The sequence below is a fragment of the Agrobacterium sp. a22-2 genome, assembly GCF_012276985.1.
Lineage (GTDB): Bacteria > Pseudomonadota > Alphaproteobacteria > Rhizobiales > Rhizobiaceae > Allorhizobium.
On the sequence record NZ_JAAXMM010000001.1, the window covers coordinates 540,316 to 557,651 of the forward strand.

Consider the following 17,336-nt stretch of genomic DNA (forward strand, 5'->3'; position numbering starts at 1 on the left):
CCGTCACCGCCGTGCGGTGGACGTCGGATTGGGCGAACCCGGCGCGGCGTGCCATTGAATGTCCGGTGCGCGCCTCAGCTCTTGATGAAGTCGAGGAGGTCCGGATTGATGATCTCCGGATGCGTGGTGCACAAACCGTGCGGCAAACCCTTGTAGGTTTTGAGCGTGCCGTTCTTTAGCAGTTTGGCCGAGAGCGGCGCGGAGTCTGCATAAGGCACGATCTGGTCATCGTCGCCGTGCATGATGAGGACGGGGACTTCGATCCTCTTCAGGTCTTCGGTAAAATCGGTTTCGGAGAATGCCTTGATGCAGTCGTAATGCGCCTTGGCGCCGCCCATCATGCCCTGCCTCCACCAGTTCTCGATCACCCCTTGGCTCGGCTTGGCACCCTCACGGTTGTAGCCGTAGAACGGGCCGGCCGGGACATCGAGGAAGAACTGTGCACGATTGGCGACTAGTGCTGCACGGAAACTATCGAAGACCTCGATCGGCAAGCCGCCCGGGTTCTTTTCGGACTTGACCATGATCGGCGGCACAGCTCCGATCAGCACGGCCTTGGCGACACGGCCGGGCTTGGCCCGGGCTACGTAGTGCGCGACCTCGCCGCCGCCCGTCGAGTGGCCAACATGGATGGCGTTCTTGAGGTCGAGCTTCTCGGCCAACTCCGCCACGTCGGCGGCATAGGTGTCCATCTCGTTGCCTGTATAGGTCTGGGTCGATCGACCGTGACCGCGGCGATCGTGGGCGATGACACGGAATCCCTTGTCGAGAAAATACATCATCTGATTGTCCCAGTCGTCGGCAGAAAGTGGCCAGCCATGATGGAAGACGATTGGCTGGGCATCGCGAGCACCCCAGTCTTTGTAGAAGATTTCAGTACCGTCTTCGGTCTTGATGAAGGACATGATGGATTTCCCCTTTTTGGTTTCGGTGGATTGGGAAGCGGCGGAGGCCCGGTTTGGAAGAGCCGCCACCGCGAACGCTGCGCCTGCCGCAATCAAGAGGTCTCGTCGGGTGGCATCCAGGTTCAGCGCGATGGCCTTGTCGTTCATGGTCGTCTCCCTCGAGGCGTGACTGGCTTTGTTTCGACAACTTGGACGGTGGCTTGGTTAGGGGTGTGAATCGAGTAAAGCGTCGTAAATTGATGAAAATCAGAATATCGCGGAGCGCCGTACCGAATTGCAGCGGTGTGGAAAATGCCACCACGCCACGCACGGTCACCGCAGGTTCCACGATCGCAGGCTCGATCGATCAAAGGCGAGACTCCGAGCAAGAGTCGAAGTAAACTTCGCCAGAGAGCGTCAGAGGCGTGGTGCTGGGTGAGTTCCAAGTGGGGCGACGATGGGAACGGAAGAGGAGAACAAGGGCCCGCGCGGCGACCGCGAGATCAGGTTCGGCGAATACGCCTTCTATCCCGCACGAGGCGTTCTGCTGCGCGATGGTGTCCGGGTAAAGATAGGGAGCCGCGCGATTGCCCTTCTGGAGGCTCTCGTCCAGAGGCCAGGAGAGACCGTGGGCTACGCCGAGCTGATGAGAGCCGGTTGGCCCGGCATTCATGTCGATGATGCTAACCTGAGGGTTCAGATGTCCTCCTTGCGGAGACTTCTCGACGCGGGTCAGGAAGAAACCTCCCACATAACGAACGCTCCTGGCCGCGGTTATTCGCTAACCAGCCTGACGACGGACATCGCACCGTCAAGAGCATCCGATTTCGGCAAAACACCGATCGGCCTCGTCTCGCCGCTGAGCACAATAGTGGGGCGCGGTGAGGACGTGAGCGCAACGATCGAGCGCATCGGTCGCTACCGGTGTGTAACCCTGGTCGGCCCCGGCGGCATCGGCAAAACCCGTGTGGCGGTCGAGGCGTGCTGGTGCATGACATATGACGACAGCCGCCGCATCTGCTTCGTTGACCTTGCGCCACTGGCTTCGGCCGATTTCGTCGCCGCCACAATCGCTTCCGTGCTCGACCTGGAGGGAGGAGACCAGGCTTCTCCCGAACTACGGATACTCAGGGCCCTCAAGGAAGAACCGACACTGCTTGTTCTCGATAATTGCGAGCATGTACTTGACGTGACAGCCGGCCTGGTCGAGAGGCTCCTCAAGGGGGTCGGGACCCTGCGGGTCCTGGCCACCAGCCGGGAGCCCTTCCTGTTGGAGGGAGAGGCAACGGTCCGGCTCGGTGGCCTCGGGCTTCCGGGCGAAGACGACATTCTCCCGACTCTGGAAGCCGCCATGGCATATCCTGCGGTCGAGCTTCTGGCAGAACGCGCCATCTCGTCGGCCCAGACCGTGGCGCTCGACAACGACGATGTCATCGATCTGATCCATATATGCCGACGGCTGGACGGCATCCCTCTGGCGATCGAGCTGGCAGCGGCCCGAATAGAGGCGATCGGCGTAGGCGCTCTATCCAAAATCCTTGATGAGCAATTCGCGATTCTTGGCGAAGTGCGACGGTCTGCCCCGCCGAGGCATCGCACCTTGACGGCAATGTTGGAATGGAGCTTCGACATGCTGGGTGATGACGAGCGGGACCTGCTCGTGACACTCAGTGTGTTCCGCGGCGAGTTCGAAATGGAAGGAGCCATTGTCGTCTCGCCTATGGAACCGGATGTCATTCTGAGGAGGCTGTCGGGCCTGATTACCAAGTCTCTGATCATCGTCAGCAGGACGGGCAACCGCATCCTGTATAGGCTGCTCGAAACCACGCGGGCATTCTGCGAGCCGAAACTGAGGCAGCGATGCGATGCCAACGATGTATATCGGAGGCATGCCGAGTACCTGGTTGGCTATCTCGCCAAGACACGGAAGCTCGACGTTACCTCCACGGCCGAAAAAAGCATGGTAAGCGCCGAACTTCGAAGCGTGGTTTCCGACGTTCGATGGGCGATAAACTGGGGGCTGAGCCTGGAAGGCGACTCCCGTCAGGCGGTCCGTCTCATCGTCGACAGCGGTCCCATGTGGCTGCGACTGTCGATGCTCAAGGACTACGCGCTCGTCATCGAGCAAGCGATTGACATCCTGTCCGCCGATCCGGACTTTACGGACACCGACCTGATCTGGCTGGCGCCAAGCTTGCACAAGGCATGGTACAATTCTCTTGGCCTATCGGCCAAGGTCCAGCCCTTGCTGGTCAAGACCGTCGAGGTAGCGCGGCGTGAAAACGAAACGAGCTGTCTACTTGATTGCCTCTGGGCGTTGTTTGGCACCCGACTAACGCAAGCACGCTATGGCGCAGCGCTGGCCTATGCCCGCGAGTTTCAGGGCGTTGCAGAGCGTTCTTCGGACGCGGCGCAAAACGCAATGGCGCAACGCATCGTCGCGTTAAGCATGTGGCGAAACGGCGATCTGACATCGGCGCTCGAACACGGCAAAGCCGCCATCCGGAGCCGGGCCGTAATGACGGCCCATGTTCAGCTGGATCTCATGTACAAACAGGGTGTCGCTTCAAGAGCCAATTTTTCCAACCTTCTATGGCTCGTAGGTCAACCAGACGCGGCTCTGGACCTGGCGCACGAAGCCATGACGATTGGTTTGTCCGGCGATCTGCTCGGCTTATCCTATGGCCTGGGCCAGACCATAATCCCTCTTGCGTTCTGGGTGGGCGACATCGAGCAAGCGAGTTCGTTGTCCGCTCTTCTCGTCAAGATCGCGATGGAGAACGACCTCGGCTACTGGGCCAAATGGGGGCGGACCTATCAGAGCGCCGCCTACCGCCTCAAACATGGTGTCGTGCTTGCAGACGACGCCATCATCCTGCATCAGGACAGTCTTGACGGACTCCATCGCCACATCCTGGCGACCATCCTGCCCGATTTGCCGATCGCGTGGGTGACCGCGCTCGATAGCGAAGAACGGCGTGAGCATCCGCACTGGTGCACCGCTGAACTCCAGCGTGTTGCGGGACTGCATTTGTTCAAGGCCGGGGACTTCGAGGGTGCGCGGGCGCAATTGGAGTATGCCGCCGACACTGCGAACAGTCAGTCGGCACTCGCATGGGAACTCCGCGCCGCGACAAGCCTCGCCGAACTCGACGTGCGGGAAGGAATGGCGCGGGCCGCCCGCGGCAGGCTTGAAGATATTCTCGGCCGGATCAAGGAAGGTTCGAAGACGGCTGACGTCAGGAACGCTCGTCGGTTGTTTGCCAATCTTTCATGAGTCCACCCTCCAACGCGATCCTCCAATATCGCCTTTCAACCAGCCGAGGTCTCTGTCAGACCCCCTCACAATGATCTTTCCAGGCGTGTCGCAAACTTTCAGGGATGTCAGAATATCCCCGGCCGGCGGAAATTTCTCTTCCCCTGGCCAACATAGGGTTAAAGACGGAAATTTGCGACAAGCCCCACCTCGTGGTGCGCCCGTTCCTTCATGATTTGCGCGATGCCAGGAATTCGAAGAGGCGCGCCACAGCCTCCGCCCCGGGATCATTGTTACCTTCGAGTTGTCGCGCGTTGACATAGGCTGCACGTCCGGCCTTGGCTCGGCTCATTCCAGCGGTTCCGTCCGCTCCCTTTCGAGCGGCACTGGCGGCCTGCGAAAAGCCGTCATTCAGACTGTCGAGAGCCGGTGCGAGGGCATCCACCATCGTGCGGTCGCCGACCTTGGCTCCGCCAATTTCCTGCATCCGGCCAAGCCCTGCCTTCAACGCTTCGCGCATGGGCAAACCGCTCGAGGCTCCGTCACCAGCCGCGGCAAAGAAGATCGCGAGCAAGACGCCGGAGGAACCGCCCATGGTTTGGCTGAGCTCGAGACCGATTGCCCGCAGCAATTGCGTGTGATCGGAGAGCGGCAGGCGATCCATCGCACTGATGAGCGCCCGTGCGGCACCCGCCAGTGTGGAACCGGTATCTCCGTCCCCGGATTTTGCATCGAGAGCATTCAGCTTCTGTTCCGCGGCAATCATGACCTCACAGCAATCCACCAGAAAGTCGCGCGTCGGCTTGTGGTTTGACGGAAGAGGCATGATCGGCGTCAGCCCGTCGGGAAGACCCATGACCCTCACCGGGTCAACCTTGGCAAGGCCGGGCCAGGCGGACGGACCAACAGGCATTGCAAGGCATGCAAGATCCTCGTCGTCAGCCGGATAAAGTGAGATCGAGAAGCCGCGCATGTCGAGCGACGTCATCATGGCGGCGGGCCCGACAACGTGACTTACGTGAGAACCGATCTCCGATCGAATGAGTTCGTGTGTCAGAACCGACATTTCGAGAACGGATGTTCCACCGAGATTGTTGATCAGCGCCACATGGTTCCGCTCGCCGACCGCGGCCTTGAGCTTCCGGGCGACGGCAGCCATGGCCGATTGCGCGCCGGAATAATCCACTTGCTCGACGCCGGCCTCGCCATGGATACCAAGGCCAAGCTCGGCCATGCCCTTCGGGATTCGATCCTCCTTGGGCGAGCCCGGCACGGTGCAGGTGTCGAGCGACATGCCGATGCTGCGGGTGCCGGAAATGACGCGGCGGGCGGCCTCGGTCACGGTATCGAGGTCCGCGCCGTTTTCGGCGAGAGCACCGGCAATCTTGTGGACGAAGAGCGTGCCGGCGACACCGCGGGCCTGGGGCAGGTCCGGCAGCGCGATGTCGTCGTCGACGATGACCATGTTGACGTTGAGACCGAAGGCGCGGGCGCGCTCCGCGGCGAGGCCGAAATTCAGCCGGTCGCCAGTGTAGTTCTTGACGATCAGCAGGCAGCCGGCCGGGCCGGTGACGGCGAGGATACCGGCTAGTACCGCGTCGACGCTCGGCGAGGCGAAGACATCGCCGCAGACGGCGGCGGTGAGCATGCCCGCCCCGACGAAGCCGGCATGGGCCGGTTCGTGGCCGGAGCCGCCGCCGGAGACCAGCGCGACCCTGGAGCGGTCCCAATCGGCGCGCACGACGACGCGGATGTGCGGGTAGCCGTCCAGCCTTGCGAGCGGCACGGCCGAGGTTGCGAGCAGGCCTTCGACGGCCTCGATGACGACGTCTTCACGCTTGTTGATGAATTGTGCCATTGGAAAACTCCCTTATGCGAGGCGCAGGCCGTCGGCGTCGAAATAAAGCGGGTTGCTGGGTTCGATCTTGACGATGTCACCATCGCGCAAGGCCGTATGGGGCTCCGTGACCGTAACGAGGTTGGTTCCCCGGAAGGACAGGTGCAGACGGGTCTGGTCGCCGAGCCGCTCGACCCGGTGAACGAGGCTCTCCTCGCCTGCCCCCTGGCGGATATGCTCGGGCCTGAGGCCCATGGAGACGGCCCGCGGCGGGGCACCGGGAAAGAGATCGGCCGGCAGGATGTTGATGCGCGGCTGGCCGAGGCGGGCCGCCGCATAGATGCTGACCGGTTGTTCATAGACTTCGCGCGGCGAGCCGAACTGGACGAGGCGCCCGTGATGCAGCACCCCGACATGCGTCGCCATGGTCATCGCCTCGACCTGGTCATGGGTGACATAGAGCAGCGTCGCGCCGAGATTGGCCTGGATGTTCTTGAGTTCGATGCGCAGGTCCGCCCGAAGCTTAGCGTCGAGCGAGCTCAAGGGTTCGTCCATCAGATAGATCTGCGGGTTGCGCACCAGCGCCCGACCGATCGAGACGCGCTGCATCTCGCCGCCGGACAGAGCCGTCGCCTTGTTGTCGAGCTTGTGGGCGATCTGCAGGACGTCGGCGATGGCCTTCACCTTGCGGTCCATCTCGTCTTTCGGGGTTCGGAGCAGCGGCGACTTCAGCGGGAATTCCAGGTTTTCGCGGACCGTCAGGTGCGGGTAGAGCGAATATTGCTGGAAGACCATGGCGACGTTGCGTTCGGCCGGGGTGAGCCCTTGCGTCGGCCGGCCGTCGATCAGGATCTCGCCGCTGTCGGGCCGGTCGAGGCCGGAAATCAGGCGCAGCGTCGTGGTCTTGCCGGCCCCGGTGGGCCCGAGCAGCACGACGAAGGAGCCGTCCGGCACCGTCATCGAGACAGTGTCGAGGGCGAGGTGATCGCCGAAGCGCTTGGTGACGTTGTTCAGGGTGACCTCAGCCATGGCGCAGCACTCCCTCATTGCCGGCCGACACAAGCGCATGGCCGCGCTCGCCGGCAAAGACCGTCAGCGTCCGGCTGTCGAATTCGAGCCCGACCGTCTCGCCGGCCTTGATCGATGCGGCGGACGAGATGCGGGCCTTGATGTCGCCGTTGGCGGTCTTGAGCGTGACGATCTGGGTCGTGCCAAGATATTCGGTGGCAATGACCCTTCCGCGATAGGGGGCGGTGTCGGAGAAGCGGACGTGTTCGGGACGGACCCCGAGCGTCAACCGGCCCTCGGCGCCCTGACGCAGGACGGGAATGGCGAAGCGATGGCCGTCGAGGGTCACGTGATCGCTGCCGATGCCGACCATGCCGTCGAACTCCAGAAAATTCATCGAGGGCGAGCCGATGAAATTGGCGACGAAGCGGGTCGCCGGCCAGTCGTAGATCTGCTGCGGCAGGCCGAACTGCTCGACGACGCCATGGTTCATGACGACGATCTTGTCGCCCATCTGCATGGCTTCCAGCTGGTCGTGGGTGACATAGACGGTGGTCGCGCCCATACGGTCATGCAGCGCCCGCAGTTCTTCCGCCATGTGCTCGCGGAACTCGGCATCGAGTGCGCCGAGCGGCTCGTCCATGAAGAAGGCCTTGGGCCGGCGGACGATGGCGCGGCCGAGCGCCACGCGCTGGCGGTCGCCGCCGGACAGCCCACCCACCGGCTTGTCGAGGATGTCCTCGATCTTCAGGATGCGGGCAACTTCCTCGACGCGTGTCCTGACCTCCGTCTTCGGCACGCCCTGGCTTAAGAGCGGATAGGAGATGTTGCGGCGGACATTCATGTGCGGATAGAGCGCGAACATCTGAAAGACGAAGGCGATGTCGCGCTGGCTCGCCGGCTTCATGCCAACTTCCTCGCCGTCAATGTAAATCTCGCCGCTGGTCGGCAGCTCCAGTCCTGCCATCATGCGCAAAGTCGTGGTCTTGCCGCAGCCGGAGGGGCCGAGCAGCATGAAGAATTCGCCATCCTCGATGGTGAAGCTGGAGGACTGGACAGCGGTGAAGCTGCCGAACTCCTTGCGCACGTTCTCAATTCGGATCTGCGCCATGGTTACTCCGGAAAGTGGCTGACGATGATGAACATCACGGTTCCGATCAGCGTCACGAGAAAAGACCAGGAATAGAGGACAAGCGCAAAGGGCTGCATCATCATAACAACGCCGAGCGCGATCAGCGCTGAGGCAAGCAATTCCCATTCATTGCGCCTCAGGCGGCGCAGGCCTTCGAGAAATCGGCTCATTTGCGGACGGCTCCGAAGGTAATTCCCCGCAGGAGATGCTTGCGCAACAGGATGGTGAAGACGACAACCGGGATGAGGAAGAGCGTGGCGCCGGCGGCGACCGCCGGCCAGTCCTGACCGCTCACCCCGATGATGGTGGGGATGAAGGGCGGCGCGGTCTGGGCAGTGCCGGAGGTGAGCAGCACGGCGAAGGCATATTCGTTCCACGCGAAGATCAGGCAGAAGATCGCTGTCGAGGCGATCCCTGTGACGGCCTGGGGCAGCACCACTTTGTAGAAGGCCTGGAAGCGGGTGTAGCCGTCGATCAGCGCCGCCTCCTCGTATTCGATCGGGATTTCGTCGATGAAGCCCTTCAGCAGCCAGACCGAGAGCGAGAGATTGACCGCTGTATAGAGCAGGATCATACCCAGATGGGTGTCGCTCAAGCCCAGCGACCGGTACATCAGGAAGATCGGGATGGCGACGGCGATCGGCGGCATCATCCGGGTCGAGAGGATAAAGAACAGCAGATCATCCTTGAACGGTACCTTGAAGCGGGAGAAGGCGTAGGCTGCAGCCGTACCGAGCACGATGCAGAGCAAGGTGGAGCCGAAGCCTATGATCACCGAATTGGTAAAGCGCTCGCCGAAGCGCGAGGGGCCGGCAATGACGAGCCCGTCCTGGCGCACCAGTGCCTCGTACCAGGTCTTCGGCTCGCCCAGCGCTGCCAGATCGGCATCGGAGACGCGGGTGCGGGTGGTGAAGAGGTTCACATAACCTTCCAGCGTCGGCTGGAAGAGCAGCTTTGGTGGATAGGCGATGGAATCCGATGGGCTCTTGAAGCCGGTGGTGATGATCCAGATCAGCGGCATGATGGTGACGACGGCATAGACGATCACGAGGATGCCGGCGAACCACTTCTGGCGGACAGAGGGTTCGGTGACGGAATAGCTCATCGTTCTTTCACCTTGTTCAGCGCCTTCACATAGATCGAGGCGAGTCCGAAAACCGTAACGAACAGAATGACCGCGTAGGCCGAGGCATAACCCGTGCGCCACTTCTCGAAGGCTTCCCGCTTGAGGTTGATCGAGGTGAGCTCGGTGATCGAGCCCGGGCCGCCGCCTGTCAGTTGCACGACGAGGTCGAACATCTTGAAGTTCTCGATGCCGCGAAACAGGATCGCCAGCATCAGGAAGGGCAGGACCAGCGGAATGGTGATGGTCCAGAACTGCCGCCACTTGCTGGCGCGGTCGCATTCGGCCGCCTCGTAGATGCTGGCGGGAATCGAGCGCAGGCCGGCAAGGCAAATCAGCATGACGAAGGGCGTCCACATCCAGGTGTCGACGATGATGATCGCCCAGGGCGCCAGCGAGACATCGCCGATCATCGAGAAGGCGGAAGGGTCGATGCCGGTGAAGAAGCTGATGACGTAGTTGAACAGGCCGATCTGCGGCTGGTAGAGGAAGGTCCAGAAATTGCCGACGACAGCGGGGCTGAGCATCATCGGCAGCACAATGATGGTGGTCCACAGGTCGTTGCCGCGAAACTTCTTGTTGATCAGGTAGGCGAGCGAAAAGCCGATCAGCACCTGGAGCGCGATGGTCCAGAGCAGGAAATGGGCCGTCGCCTGCATGGTCAGCCAGATGTCGCCATCGGTCAGGATGCGGGTATAGTTGCGCAATCCGACGAATTCCGGTGCCTCGTTCGGGCGATTGACCCGAAAATTGGTGAAGCTCAGCCGCACGGTCCAGATCAGCGGAAAGATGTTGATCGCCAGCAGCAGCACGATCGACGGGGTGACGAAGAGCCAGGCAATGGCGCGGTCCGAGAGACCGGAGATGCGTCTCGCCACAGGCGGCGGCGTGGCACGGGCGATGCGCTCGATGGCAGTGTCGGACATGGGTTTCCCCCAGGGTATGGGTTGCATCCGGCAGGGCCGGCCGGTCAGGCGACCGGCCCCGCGATTGCATCAGCTCCGCCTTCGGCGGATCGAGGCTTCTCGGATCAGAGCTTGCCTTCGTCCTCGAAGACTTCGGTCCAGTCCTTGACCAGCCCGTCCAGCGCTTCCTTGGCGGTTCCCTGGCCGGCCACGACGTAGTCGTGGAAACGCTTCTGGGAGGCCTGCAGCAGCGAGGCGTAAGACGGCTCGGCCCAGAAGTCCTTCACGATCGCCATGGAGTCGAGGAAGGTCTGGGCATAGGGCTGGCTGGTGGCAAAGCCCGAATCCTCAACAACGGAGCGCAGGGCCGAATAACCGCCGAGCGACCACCACTTGTTCTGGATTTCCGGCTGGGCGAACCACTTGATGTATTCCAGCGCCGCATCCTGCTTGGACGATGCCGCGACCACCGAGATGCCCTGGCCGCCGAGCTGGGCGAACTGCTTGCCGTCGGGGCCTGCCGGATTGGGGAAGTAACCCGACTTGTCACCGCCGACATTGGCGTCGGCATGGATACCCGGCCAGATGAAGGCGAAGTTCATCTGCAGCGCGACCTGGCCGGATTTGTACGCATCGATGTTTTCCGACATGTAAGTGTCGGAAGAGCCGGGCGGCGTGCAGCAATCGTAGAGGGCCTTGTAGTATTCGAGACCTGCGATCGACTGCGGCGAGTTGACGAAGCCTTCGAGGTCATAAGGCTTGTCGGGGTTTTCGTACTGGAAGCCGAAGGAATAGAGCACATCCATGGCGCCCATGGTGATGCCTTCCGAGCCGCGCTCGGTGTAGATCGCGGCGCCATAGACCTTCTTGCCGTCGATGTCGCGCGCTTGAAAGAACTCGGCGATGTCCTTGAGTTCGGCAAAAGTCTTCGGCACGGCCAGATCACGGCCGTATTTCGTCTTGAACTCGGCCTGCAGTTCGGGACGCGAGAACCAGTCCTTGCGATAGGTCCAGCCGACGACGTCGCCGAAAGCCGGCAGCGCCCAGTAGTTCGGCGAGTTTTTCGGCCATTCGGCATAACCGACGACGGTCGCCGGGATGAAGTCCTCCATCTTGATTCCTTCCTTTTGGAAGAAATCATTGAGCTTCACATACTGGCCATTCTCGGCGGCACCACCGATCCACTGGCTGTCGCCGATCATCAGGTCGCAGAGCTTGCCGCCGGAATTGAGTTCGTTGAGCATGCGGTCGGCAAAGTTCGGCCAGGGCACGAATTCGAATTTCATCTTGTGGCCGGACTTGGCCTCGAAGTCTTTGGACAGTTCGACCAGGGCATTGGCCGGATCCCAGGCCGCCCAGCACAGGGTCAGGTCCTCGGCCTTGACGGCGCCGGCGCCGGACAAGCTGGCCCAGACGAGTGTACCGGCCGCGACCGACGATTTCAGGAATGCTGATGTCATGACGTTCTCCTCCCTAAACGAAATCCCGACCTCCATCGGGACACGTGCGACGCCCCCTCCAGGGCAAAAAAATGCACTGCGCATCTCCTCGAACCGACGGACCTTCCCTTGCCGGTTCCTCGTGCCGAACGACGGGCGCGACGGATGCACGGCAGGTTCGCTGGACACTGGAACCTCTATAATTGAGGTGCGCACCTCAAAGCAAGTTAATTTTGAGGTGCGCACCTCAATTTCTTGCTTTTCGTTTGAATTTGTTGGAGAAGTCTTTCAACAGCACTCTCGCCCAGATATTCGAAAGGCCTCATGAGACCCACCGCCAAAGACCTCGCGGAAGCTGCAGGAGTGAGCCTTGCCACGGTCGACCGCGTGCTGAACGACCGGCCGAATGTCAGCGAGAAGGCGGCGCGGCGGGTCAACGAGGCAATCGGCCGGATCGGCTTCGTGCGCAACCCGGCGGCCGTGAACCTGGCGCGTAACAGGACCTATCGCTTCCGCTTCGTGCTGCCGCTTTCCGGCGACCAATATCTGCAGGAGCTGCTGGCCCAGGTGGTGGAGGCACGCGAGGCGCTGCGCGGCGACCTGACGGATATCGACGTGGTGCAGGTGTCGGTGAGTGATCCGCATGCGCTGGCGAAATATCTCGCCGCCCTCGACCCCGAACAGATCGACGGGGTGGCGATCATGGCGCCGGAATCACCGCAGGTGCGCGATGCCATGGCCCGCCTGATCGAGCGCGGCATCAAGGTGGTGCAATTCCTCTCCGGCCAGGAGAAGCTGCCGACGGCGGATTTCGTCGGCGTCGACAATTTTGCCGCCGGGGCAACGGCCGGCAAGATCGTCGGGCGGTTCCTGGGAAATATGTCGGGCAAGATCATGGTCGTCGCGGACACCATGATGGCGCAGGACAGTATCGAGCGCCGGCTTGGGTTCGACAGCATTGTCAACCAGCAGTTTCCCCACCTAGTCTCCTTGCCTTCACTGGAAACCTATGGTGATGAAAGACGGGCGCGACTGGTCATCCGCCGACTTCTTGAGAACCATCCGGATGTCCGGGCTGTCTATGTCCTGAGTTCAGAGGCGCGGGCGCCTTTGATCGCGATCGAGGAGGTCCAGGATCCGCGGGCACTGACGATCGTGGTCCATGAACGAACGCCCTTCAGTGAGGAGGCGCTGAAGGATGACCGGATTGACGCGATTATCGCTCAGGATCCGAGCCACGCCGTGCGGAGTGCCATCCGCATCATGCGCGCCAGGCTCGAGCAGCGCGAGCTGATCGCATCGCAGGAAAAGATCCGCATCGAGGTTCTGCTGAAGGAAAATCTTTGAGGCGGCAATGCATGCCCGCGGAGGCAAATGCGCCGCACCTCATCAGGATGCTTCGGGGATTGATTGTTAAATGTCCACTCCTATTTCCGCTCGGCGGCGCCTTGCTTGGCATCTTCCGGACGATTTCAGCAGGCTGTCATTCTCCAAGGGGGAGGAAATCATCGAATGGGTGCGCCGGGTCATTATCTCCGGCTCAACCGACTATCGCCGCTACCAGGCGGCGGCGATCAAACAGCGCTATGCAATTCGGTTTCCAGGCGTCACCTATGGCGGAGGAGCCCTGTCGCCTCGCGCGCACAGCTTTGCAGGGAGCACCAGCACAATACGGAAACCTTTGAAGATCCTGATTTCCTGTCAGGCGTCGTCGATGCGCTGCCGCAACTGGCTATGGAGATGGCCGATCTGATCCGCTTCAAGATATCGATGCTGACGGCGATCGTATTTCAACGCAACGGGGTATGGGGCGAGGAAACGGCATCGCAGAAGGTCGAGCATCTCGGGCTGATGTTCGGGGCGCTCGCCGCCTCGCCCGCCGGCGTTGTCAAAGGGCGCGGCGTGCCGCTCAACCAACTGACCTTTGACCTGCTGATCTTCCCAGGTGTGTGGGATTGGTACCTGCAGCGGCGCGAGCAGCGGCGCGGCTTCTATACCAAGTGGGAAGAAGACATGTTGATGGTGGCAATGGCGTTGACCCGTGCCGAAGTCGGCTGGATCCGTCAGTATCCAGGCCTTCTAAAGAATGTCAGACCGATAGAAGGGCTGATCGCACCGGAGGAGATAGAGTTTGCGTCTCGCGACTGGCACGGCGCATGCGATGCATTCCACCGGCATGTCGCCAATCGCTCGAAGGAAATCCAGCGGGTCATGCGTGTGCATCGCGATCCCTTCGAGCCGATCATGGTGGTCCTTGAAGCCGACAGCCCACTGTTGGAATACCGCAAGATCACAGATGAGATCCTGAAGCGTATGCCGGATGAAGATCGTTATCCTCGAGCAGCAGCCGAAGCGGTCCGCTCTTTCCTTTTGCTCCGCCTTGGCCTGCATCTGGGACTTCGGCAAAAGAACCTTCGACAGCTTCGCTTGTGCCCGCGCGGGCATTTTCCGACATCAGAGCGACGGCTGGAAGACATGAAATGCGGTGAGTTGCGCTGGAGCGATCGAGAGAACGGATGGGTCCTCATCCCGTCGGTCGCCTTCAAGAACGCCGGCTCATCCTTCTTCGGACAAAAGCCGTTCCGGCTGATCCTGCCTGATCTGCTCGACCTCTACAAATACCTTGAGGCCTATATCGATCGCCATCGCGGTGTGCTGCTCGGTCCGGCAAAGGATCCCGGCACCCTGTTCGTCAAGACGGTGAAGACGACCAGTCTGGACGCGGCATACGATTCCGCCAAATTCTATGAAGCCTGGCGAACCGTGATCCAACGCTATGGCATCTACAACCCCTATACCGGCCGCGGAGCGATCAAGGGATTGCTCCCGCACGGACCGCATAATCTTCGGGATATTCTGGCAACGCATATCCTCAAGCAGACCGGGTCTTACGAGCAGGCGAGCTACGCCATTCAGGACACGCCGGATGTCGTTCAGCAGCACTACGGTCGCTTCCTACCGCAGGACAAGGCGGCACTTGCGGCGAAAATCCTCAATCAGGTTTGGGAAGCTGCATAGCCGCCCGGATGAATAGCTGATCCACATCGTCCAGGCAGATGCGGAAACAATCTCCGCATCTGCGTGGACACTGCCGGTCGGCTCTGCCTTGAGAGGATACGGTCCTGCGCGCTTCTTTTGGCTTTAAAAATCCTGAAAAATAATGACTTAGACATAAAGTGATCGGGACTGGAAGCAAGGCACGCTGCGTTGTCAGATGCCGTTCGTCTGGCCCCGCCTTGGCGCTGAACGGGATTGGAATGGCAAATCTACGGGCCTCGATTCCCATTTGCCTACCGGACGCTTAGCATCTATAATGCACGAATGCTTGACCGTTCGTCCCAACCGTCTTCGCCATATATTCCAGTGGATGCACTGAGCGAAGTCCTGCAAGACTTCCGCTTGAGTGGCGTCAACTATAGCCGCTGCGAGCTCCGGCACCCATGGAGCATCGCCTTTCCGCAACAACAGCTGCTTCGTTTTCACTTTGTCAGCCAAGGTCCATGCTGGATCCATACGGCAGCGCTAGGCTGGCAGGAATTGCGCGATGGCGATCTGGTGCTGTTGCCGCAGGGCGTCGCCCATAAACTTGCCAGTGCGCCAGATGTTGCCGACGACTCTCTCGACAGATGTCAGGTGACCAAGTTGGGGACCAACGTTTGCGAAGTGGTGCGAGAAGGGACAGGCGCAACAAGCACCCTTTTCTGCGGTTCGATGGCCTTGGGCGTTTGTGCTCTCAATCCCTTGATCACTTTGATGCCGCCAATCATCAAGGGCTGTGACGTGGCCGGCAATGACCCGATCGTCGGCCCTCTGCTCGCGGCGATGACGGCGGAGGCAACCCATCCACAGATGGGCAGCGCCACCATCTTGTCACGAATGGCGGACCTGCTCACCGCGCGGCTCATCCGCTGCTGGGTCAATTGCACCGGCGCCCCGACAATCGGTTGGCTCGCCGCCATCCGCGACCCCAATATCGGCCGCGCCCTGGCAGCCATGCACCGAGACCCCGGCCATAACTGGAACTTGGAAAGACTCGCTGCCGTGGCAGGTCAATCGCGCTCGATTTTCGCGGAGCGCTTCAGCGCTGTTTTAGGGGAAGGCGCGGCACACTATCTCGCCCGTCTGCGTATGCAGCTTGCCCGCGAGTTGTTGGGCCAAAGCGGCACATCGGTTGCCGACGTCGCCACCCGGTTGGGCTATGAGTCCGAAGCGTCCTTCGCGCGCGCGTTCAAGCGCATTACCGGTGTCTCGCCAGGCGTTGTGCGTCGCACAATTTCCGGACGAACAGACATGGATTTCGGATTTCAGGATACATAACATCCGACAAAACTCGTCTATGAAGATCTCCAACTCTTGGAGACATCTCAATGACGGACACATCATTCCAGCTTGAAGGCGCGCTGACGGACACCGACGCCCCTATGTCAGCCGCGTGGAGCCCGGCCACCTGGCTTGCGGTCCTTTCGATGGCGGCCACCAGCTTTGCTCTGGTGTCGGCCGAGTTCATGCCGGCAGGCCTGTTGACCCCGATGGCGCGTGATCTCGGCGTCAGCGAGGGAATGGCCGGACAGGTCGTTACCGCCACCGCTTCTGTTGGCGCCGTGACGGCTATATTGAGCAATGTCCTGATTGGCCGACTGAACCGCAAGACGGTGCTGGTTGGTCTGAGCGCCCTGGCGGTCGGTTCCAACATTCTTGCAGCGACTGCGACCGATTTTTGGCTCTTATTGTTAGGTCGAGCAGGACTTGGCATTGCGCTGAGCGCTTTCTGGGCGCTTTCAGTTGCCGTCGTCGCAAGACTGGTTGGCGCCCATGCGACAGGCCGGGGCATGGCTATCGTCACTCTGGGCGTCTCGCTCGCTACCATTGCCGCACCGTCGATGGGTGCGTTAATCAGCGACTGGTTGGGTTGGCGCGTAGCCATGGCCATGACAGCGGGGCTGGCCGCCCTTGCCATGTTGCTGCAGTGGCTCAGTCTGCCGACCTTGCCCGCGACCACGAGCAACAGCCTTGCCGACGTCTTCCGGCTGACACGGCGGCGTGGCATTCAGATTGGCATGCTCGCTATCCTCTTGCTGATGACGGGGCACTTCGCTGGCTCGGTCTATGTGCGCCCCTTCCTCGAACAGGTTACGCTGCTATCCACCGGGCCGATTGCCCTGGCACTGCTCGGATTTGGCATCGCCGCTGTGATCGGTAATATCGCCGGTGGTCGCATGGCCGACGCCAATATCCGCATTGCCCTCGCAGTCACCGCCGCGTTAATGGCGTTTGCAGCGCTTGCTTTGGTACTTTGGGGCGTGCACATCGGCGTTGCCTTCGGCTTCACAGCGCTGTGGGGCTTCGCCTTCGGCATGGCGCCGGTGGTGCTGCCAACCAATCTGTCCCGCGCCGCGCCCGACGCGCTGGAGGCCGCGGGCAGCCTAATGGTGACCTCATTCCAGGTAGCGATCACGATTGGCGCGGTCGTTGGAGGCTATATCGTAGACACTTACGGCGCTACGGGACCCTTAACTCTGACCGCCATCCTGGCCGCATCGACGGTCGTGCTGGCCCTGCTGCAGCCCCGGAGTTGATCTTTGCTACTGTTGCGTGAGTAGGTGAGGTAACGAGAAGCGATCGCCAATTTCTAGGGGGTTGGGATGCATCTGGGCGCATCTGCACGGCGGTAGGCAACACACGGCTCTGCAGTGACCGCCGTGCACCAGGGGTATCGATCCCCGCGTGAGTTCTCAAACCGTTGAACAGAAAT

12 protein-coding genes and 1 pseudogene are annotated in these 17,336 nt (G+C 61.1%); 5 read left to right on the forward strand and 8 right to left on the reverse strand.

Features of this window, described 5'->3' with window-relative positions:
• Positions 1 to 74: 74 nt before the first annotated feature.
• Positions 75 to 905: an alpha/beta fold hydrolase gene (locus HFC70_RS02670; RefSeq protein WP_246735638.1), complete on the reverse strand. Its 831-nt coding sequence runs from the start codon at positions 903 to 905 to the stop codon at positions 75 to 77.
• A gap of 436 nt (positions 906 to 1,341) precedes the next feature.
• Between HFC70_RS02670 and HFC70_RS02675 the strand changes: the two genes are divergently transcribed.
• Entirely contained in the window at positions 1,342 to 4,161 is a 2,820-nt protein-coding gene (locus tag HFC70_RS02675) for a winged helix-turn-helix domain-containing protein (RefSeq protein WP_168471634.1), read from the forward strand.
• A 208-nt stretch (positions 4,162 to 4,369) separates the two neighbouring features.
• Here the strand turns inward: HFC70_RS02675 and HFC70_RS02680 are convergent, their stop codons facing one another.
• The 7 genes from HFC70_RS02680 to HFC70_RS02710 form a co-directional block, all read right to left on the reverse strand.
• The gene (locus HFC70_RS02680; RefSeq protein WP_168471635.1) at positions 4,370 to 5,998 is read right to left on the reverse strand and encodes a dihydroxyacetone kinase subunit DhaK; all 1,629 of its coding nucleotides are present in this window, start codon (positions 5,996 to 5,998) and stop codon (positions 4,370 to 4,372) included.
• A 12-nt stretch (positions 5,999 to 6,010) separates the two neighbouring features.
• Positions 6,011 to 7,006, reverse strand: a complete 996-nt coding sequence (locus HFC70_RS02685) for an ABC transporter ATP-binding protein (protein ID WP_168471636.1) — start codon at positions 7,004 to 7,006, stop codon at positions 6,011 to 6,013.
• Complete coding sequence (locus HFC70_RS02690; RefSeq protein WP_168471637.1) at positions 6,999 to 8,096, reverse strand: ABC transporter ATP-binding protein; 1,098 nt, start codon at positions 8,094 to 8,096, stop codon at positions 6,999 to 7,001. The genes HFC70_RS02685 and HFC70_RS02690 overlap by 8 nt, the downstream gene beginning before the upstream one ends.
• Positions 8,097 to 8,098: 2 nt before the next feature.
• A complete protein-coding gene (locus tag HFC70_RS02695; RefSeq protein WP_168471638.1) occupies positions 8,099 to 8,287 on the reverse strand; it encodes a hypothetical protein in 189 nt (62 codons plus the stop codon).
• Positions 8,284 to 9,222: a carbohydrate ABC transporter permease gene (locus HFC70_RS02700; protein WP_168471639.1), complete on the reverse strand. Its 939-nt coding sequence runs from the start codon at positions 9,220 to 9,222 to the stop codon at positions 8,284 to 8,286. The genes HFC70_RS02695 and HFC70_RS02700 overlap by 4 nt, the downstream gene beginning before the upstream one ends.
• Positions 9,219 to 10,166 carry a carbohydrate ABC transporter permease gene (locus tag HFC70_RS02705; protein ID WP_168471640.1) on the reverse strand — a complete coding sequence of 316 codons (948 nt, stop codon included), beginning with the start codon at positions 10,164 to 10,166 and terminating at the stop codon, positions 9,219 to 9,221. Before HFC70_RS02705 ends, HFC70_RS02700 begins: the two co-directional genes overlap by 4 nt.
• 104 nt (positions 10,167 to 10,270) lie before the next feature.
• A complete protein-coding gene (locus HFC70_RS02710; RefSeq protein WP_168471641.1) occupies positions 10,271 to 11,605 on the reverse strand; it encodes an ABC transporter substrate-binding protein in 1,335 nt (444 codons plus the stop codon).
• Positions 11,606 to 11,908: 303 nt separating this feature from the next.
• On the opposite strand from HFC70_RS02710, the gene HFC70_RS02715 reads away from it, so the two are divergent.
• The 4 genes and pseudogenes from HFC70_RS02715 (at position 11,909) to HFC70_RS02730 (ending at position 17,160) form a co-directional block, all read left to right on the forward strand.
• Positions 11,909 to 12,931, forward strand: coding sequence for a LacI family DNA-binding transcriptional regulator (locus HFC70_RS02715; RefSeq protein WP_168471642.1), 1,023 nt, complete (start codon positions 11,909 to 11,911; stop codon positions 12,929 to 12,931).
• Positions 12,932 to 13,007: 76 nt separating this feature from the next.
• Positions 13,008 to 14,602, forward strand: a pseudogene (locus HFC70_RS02720) (hypothetical protein); the annotation flags it as partial.
• Positions 14,603 to 14,905: 303 nt separating this feature from the next.
• On the forward strand, positions 14,906 to 15,901 hold the full coding sequence (locus HFC70_RS02725) for an AraC family transcriptional regulator (protein ID WP_168471643.1): 996 nt from the start codon (positions 14,906 to 14,908) through the stop codon (positions 15,899 to 15,901).
• Positions 15,902 to 15,951: 50 nt separating this feature from the next.
• A complete protein-coding gene (locus tag HFC70_RS02730) occupies positions 15,952 to 17,160 on the forward strand; it encodes an MFS transporter (RefSeq protein ID WP_168471644.1) in 1,209 nt (402 codons plus the stop codon).
• The last annotated feature ends 176 nt before the right edge of the window (positions 17,161 to 17,336 follow it).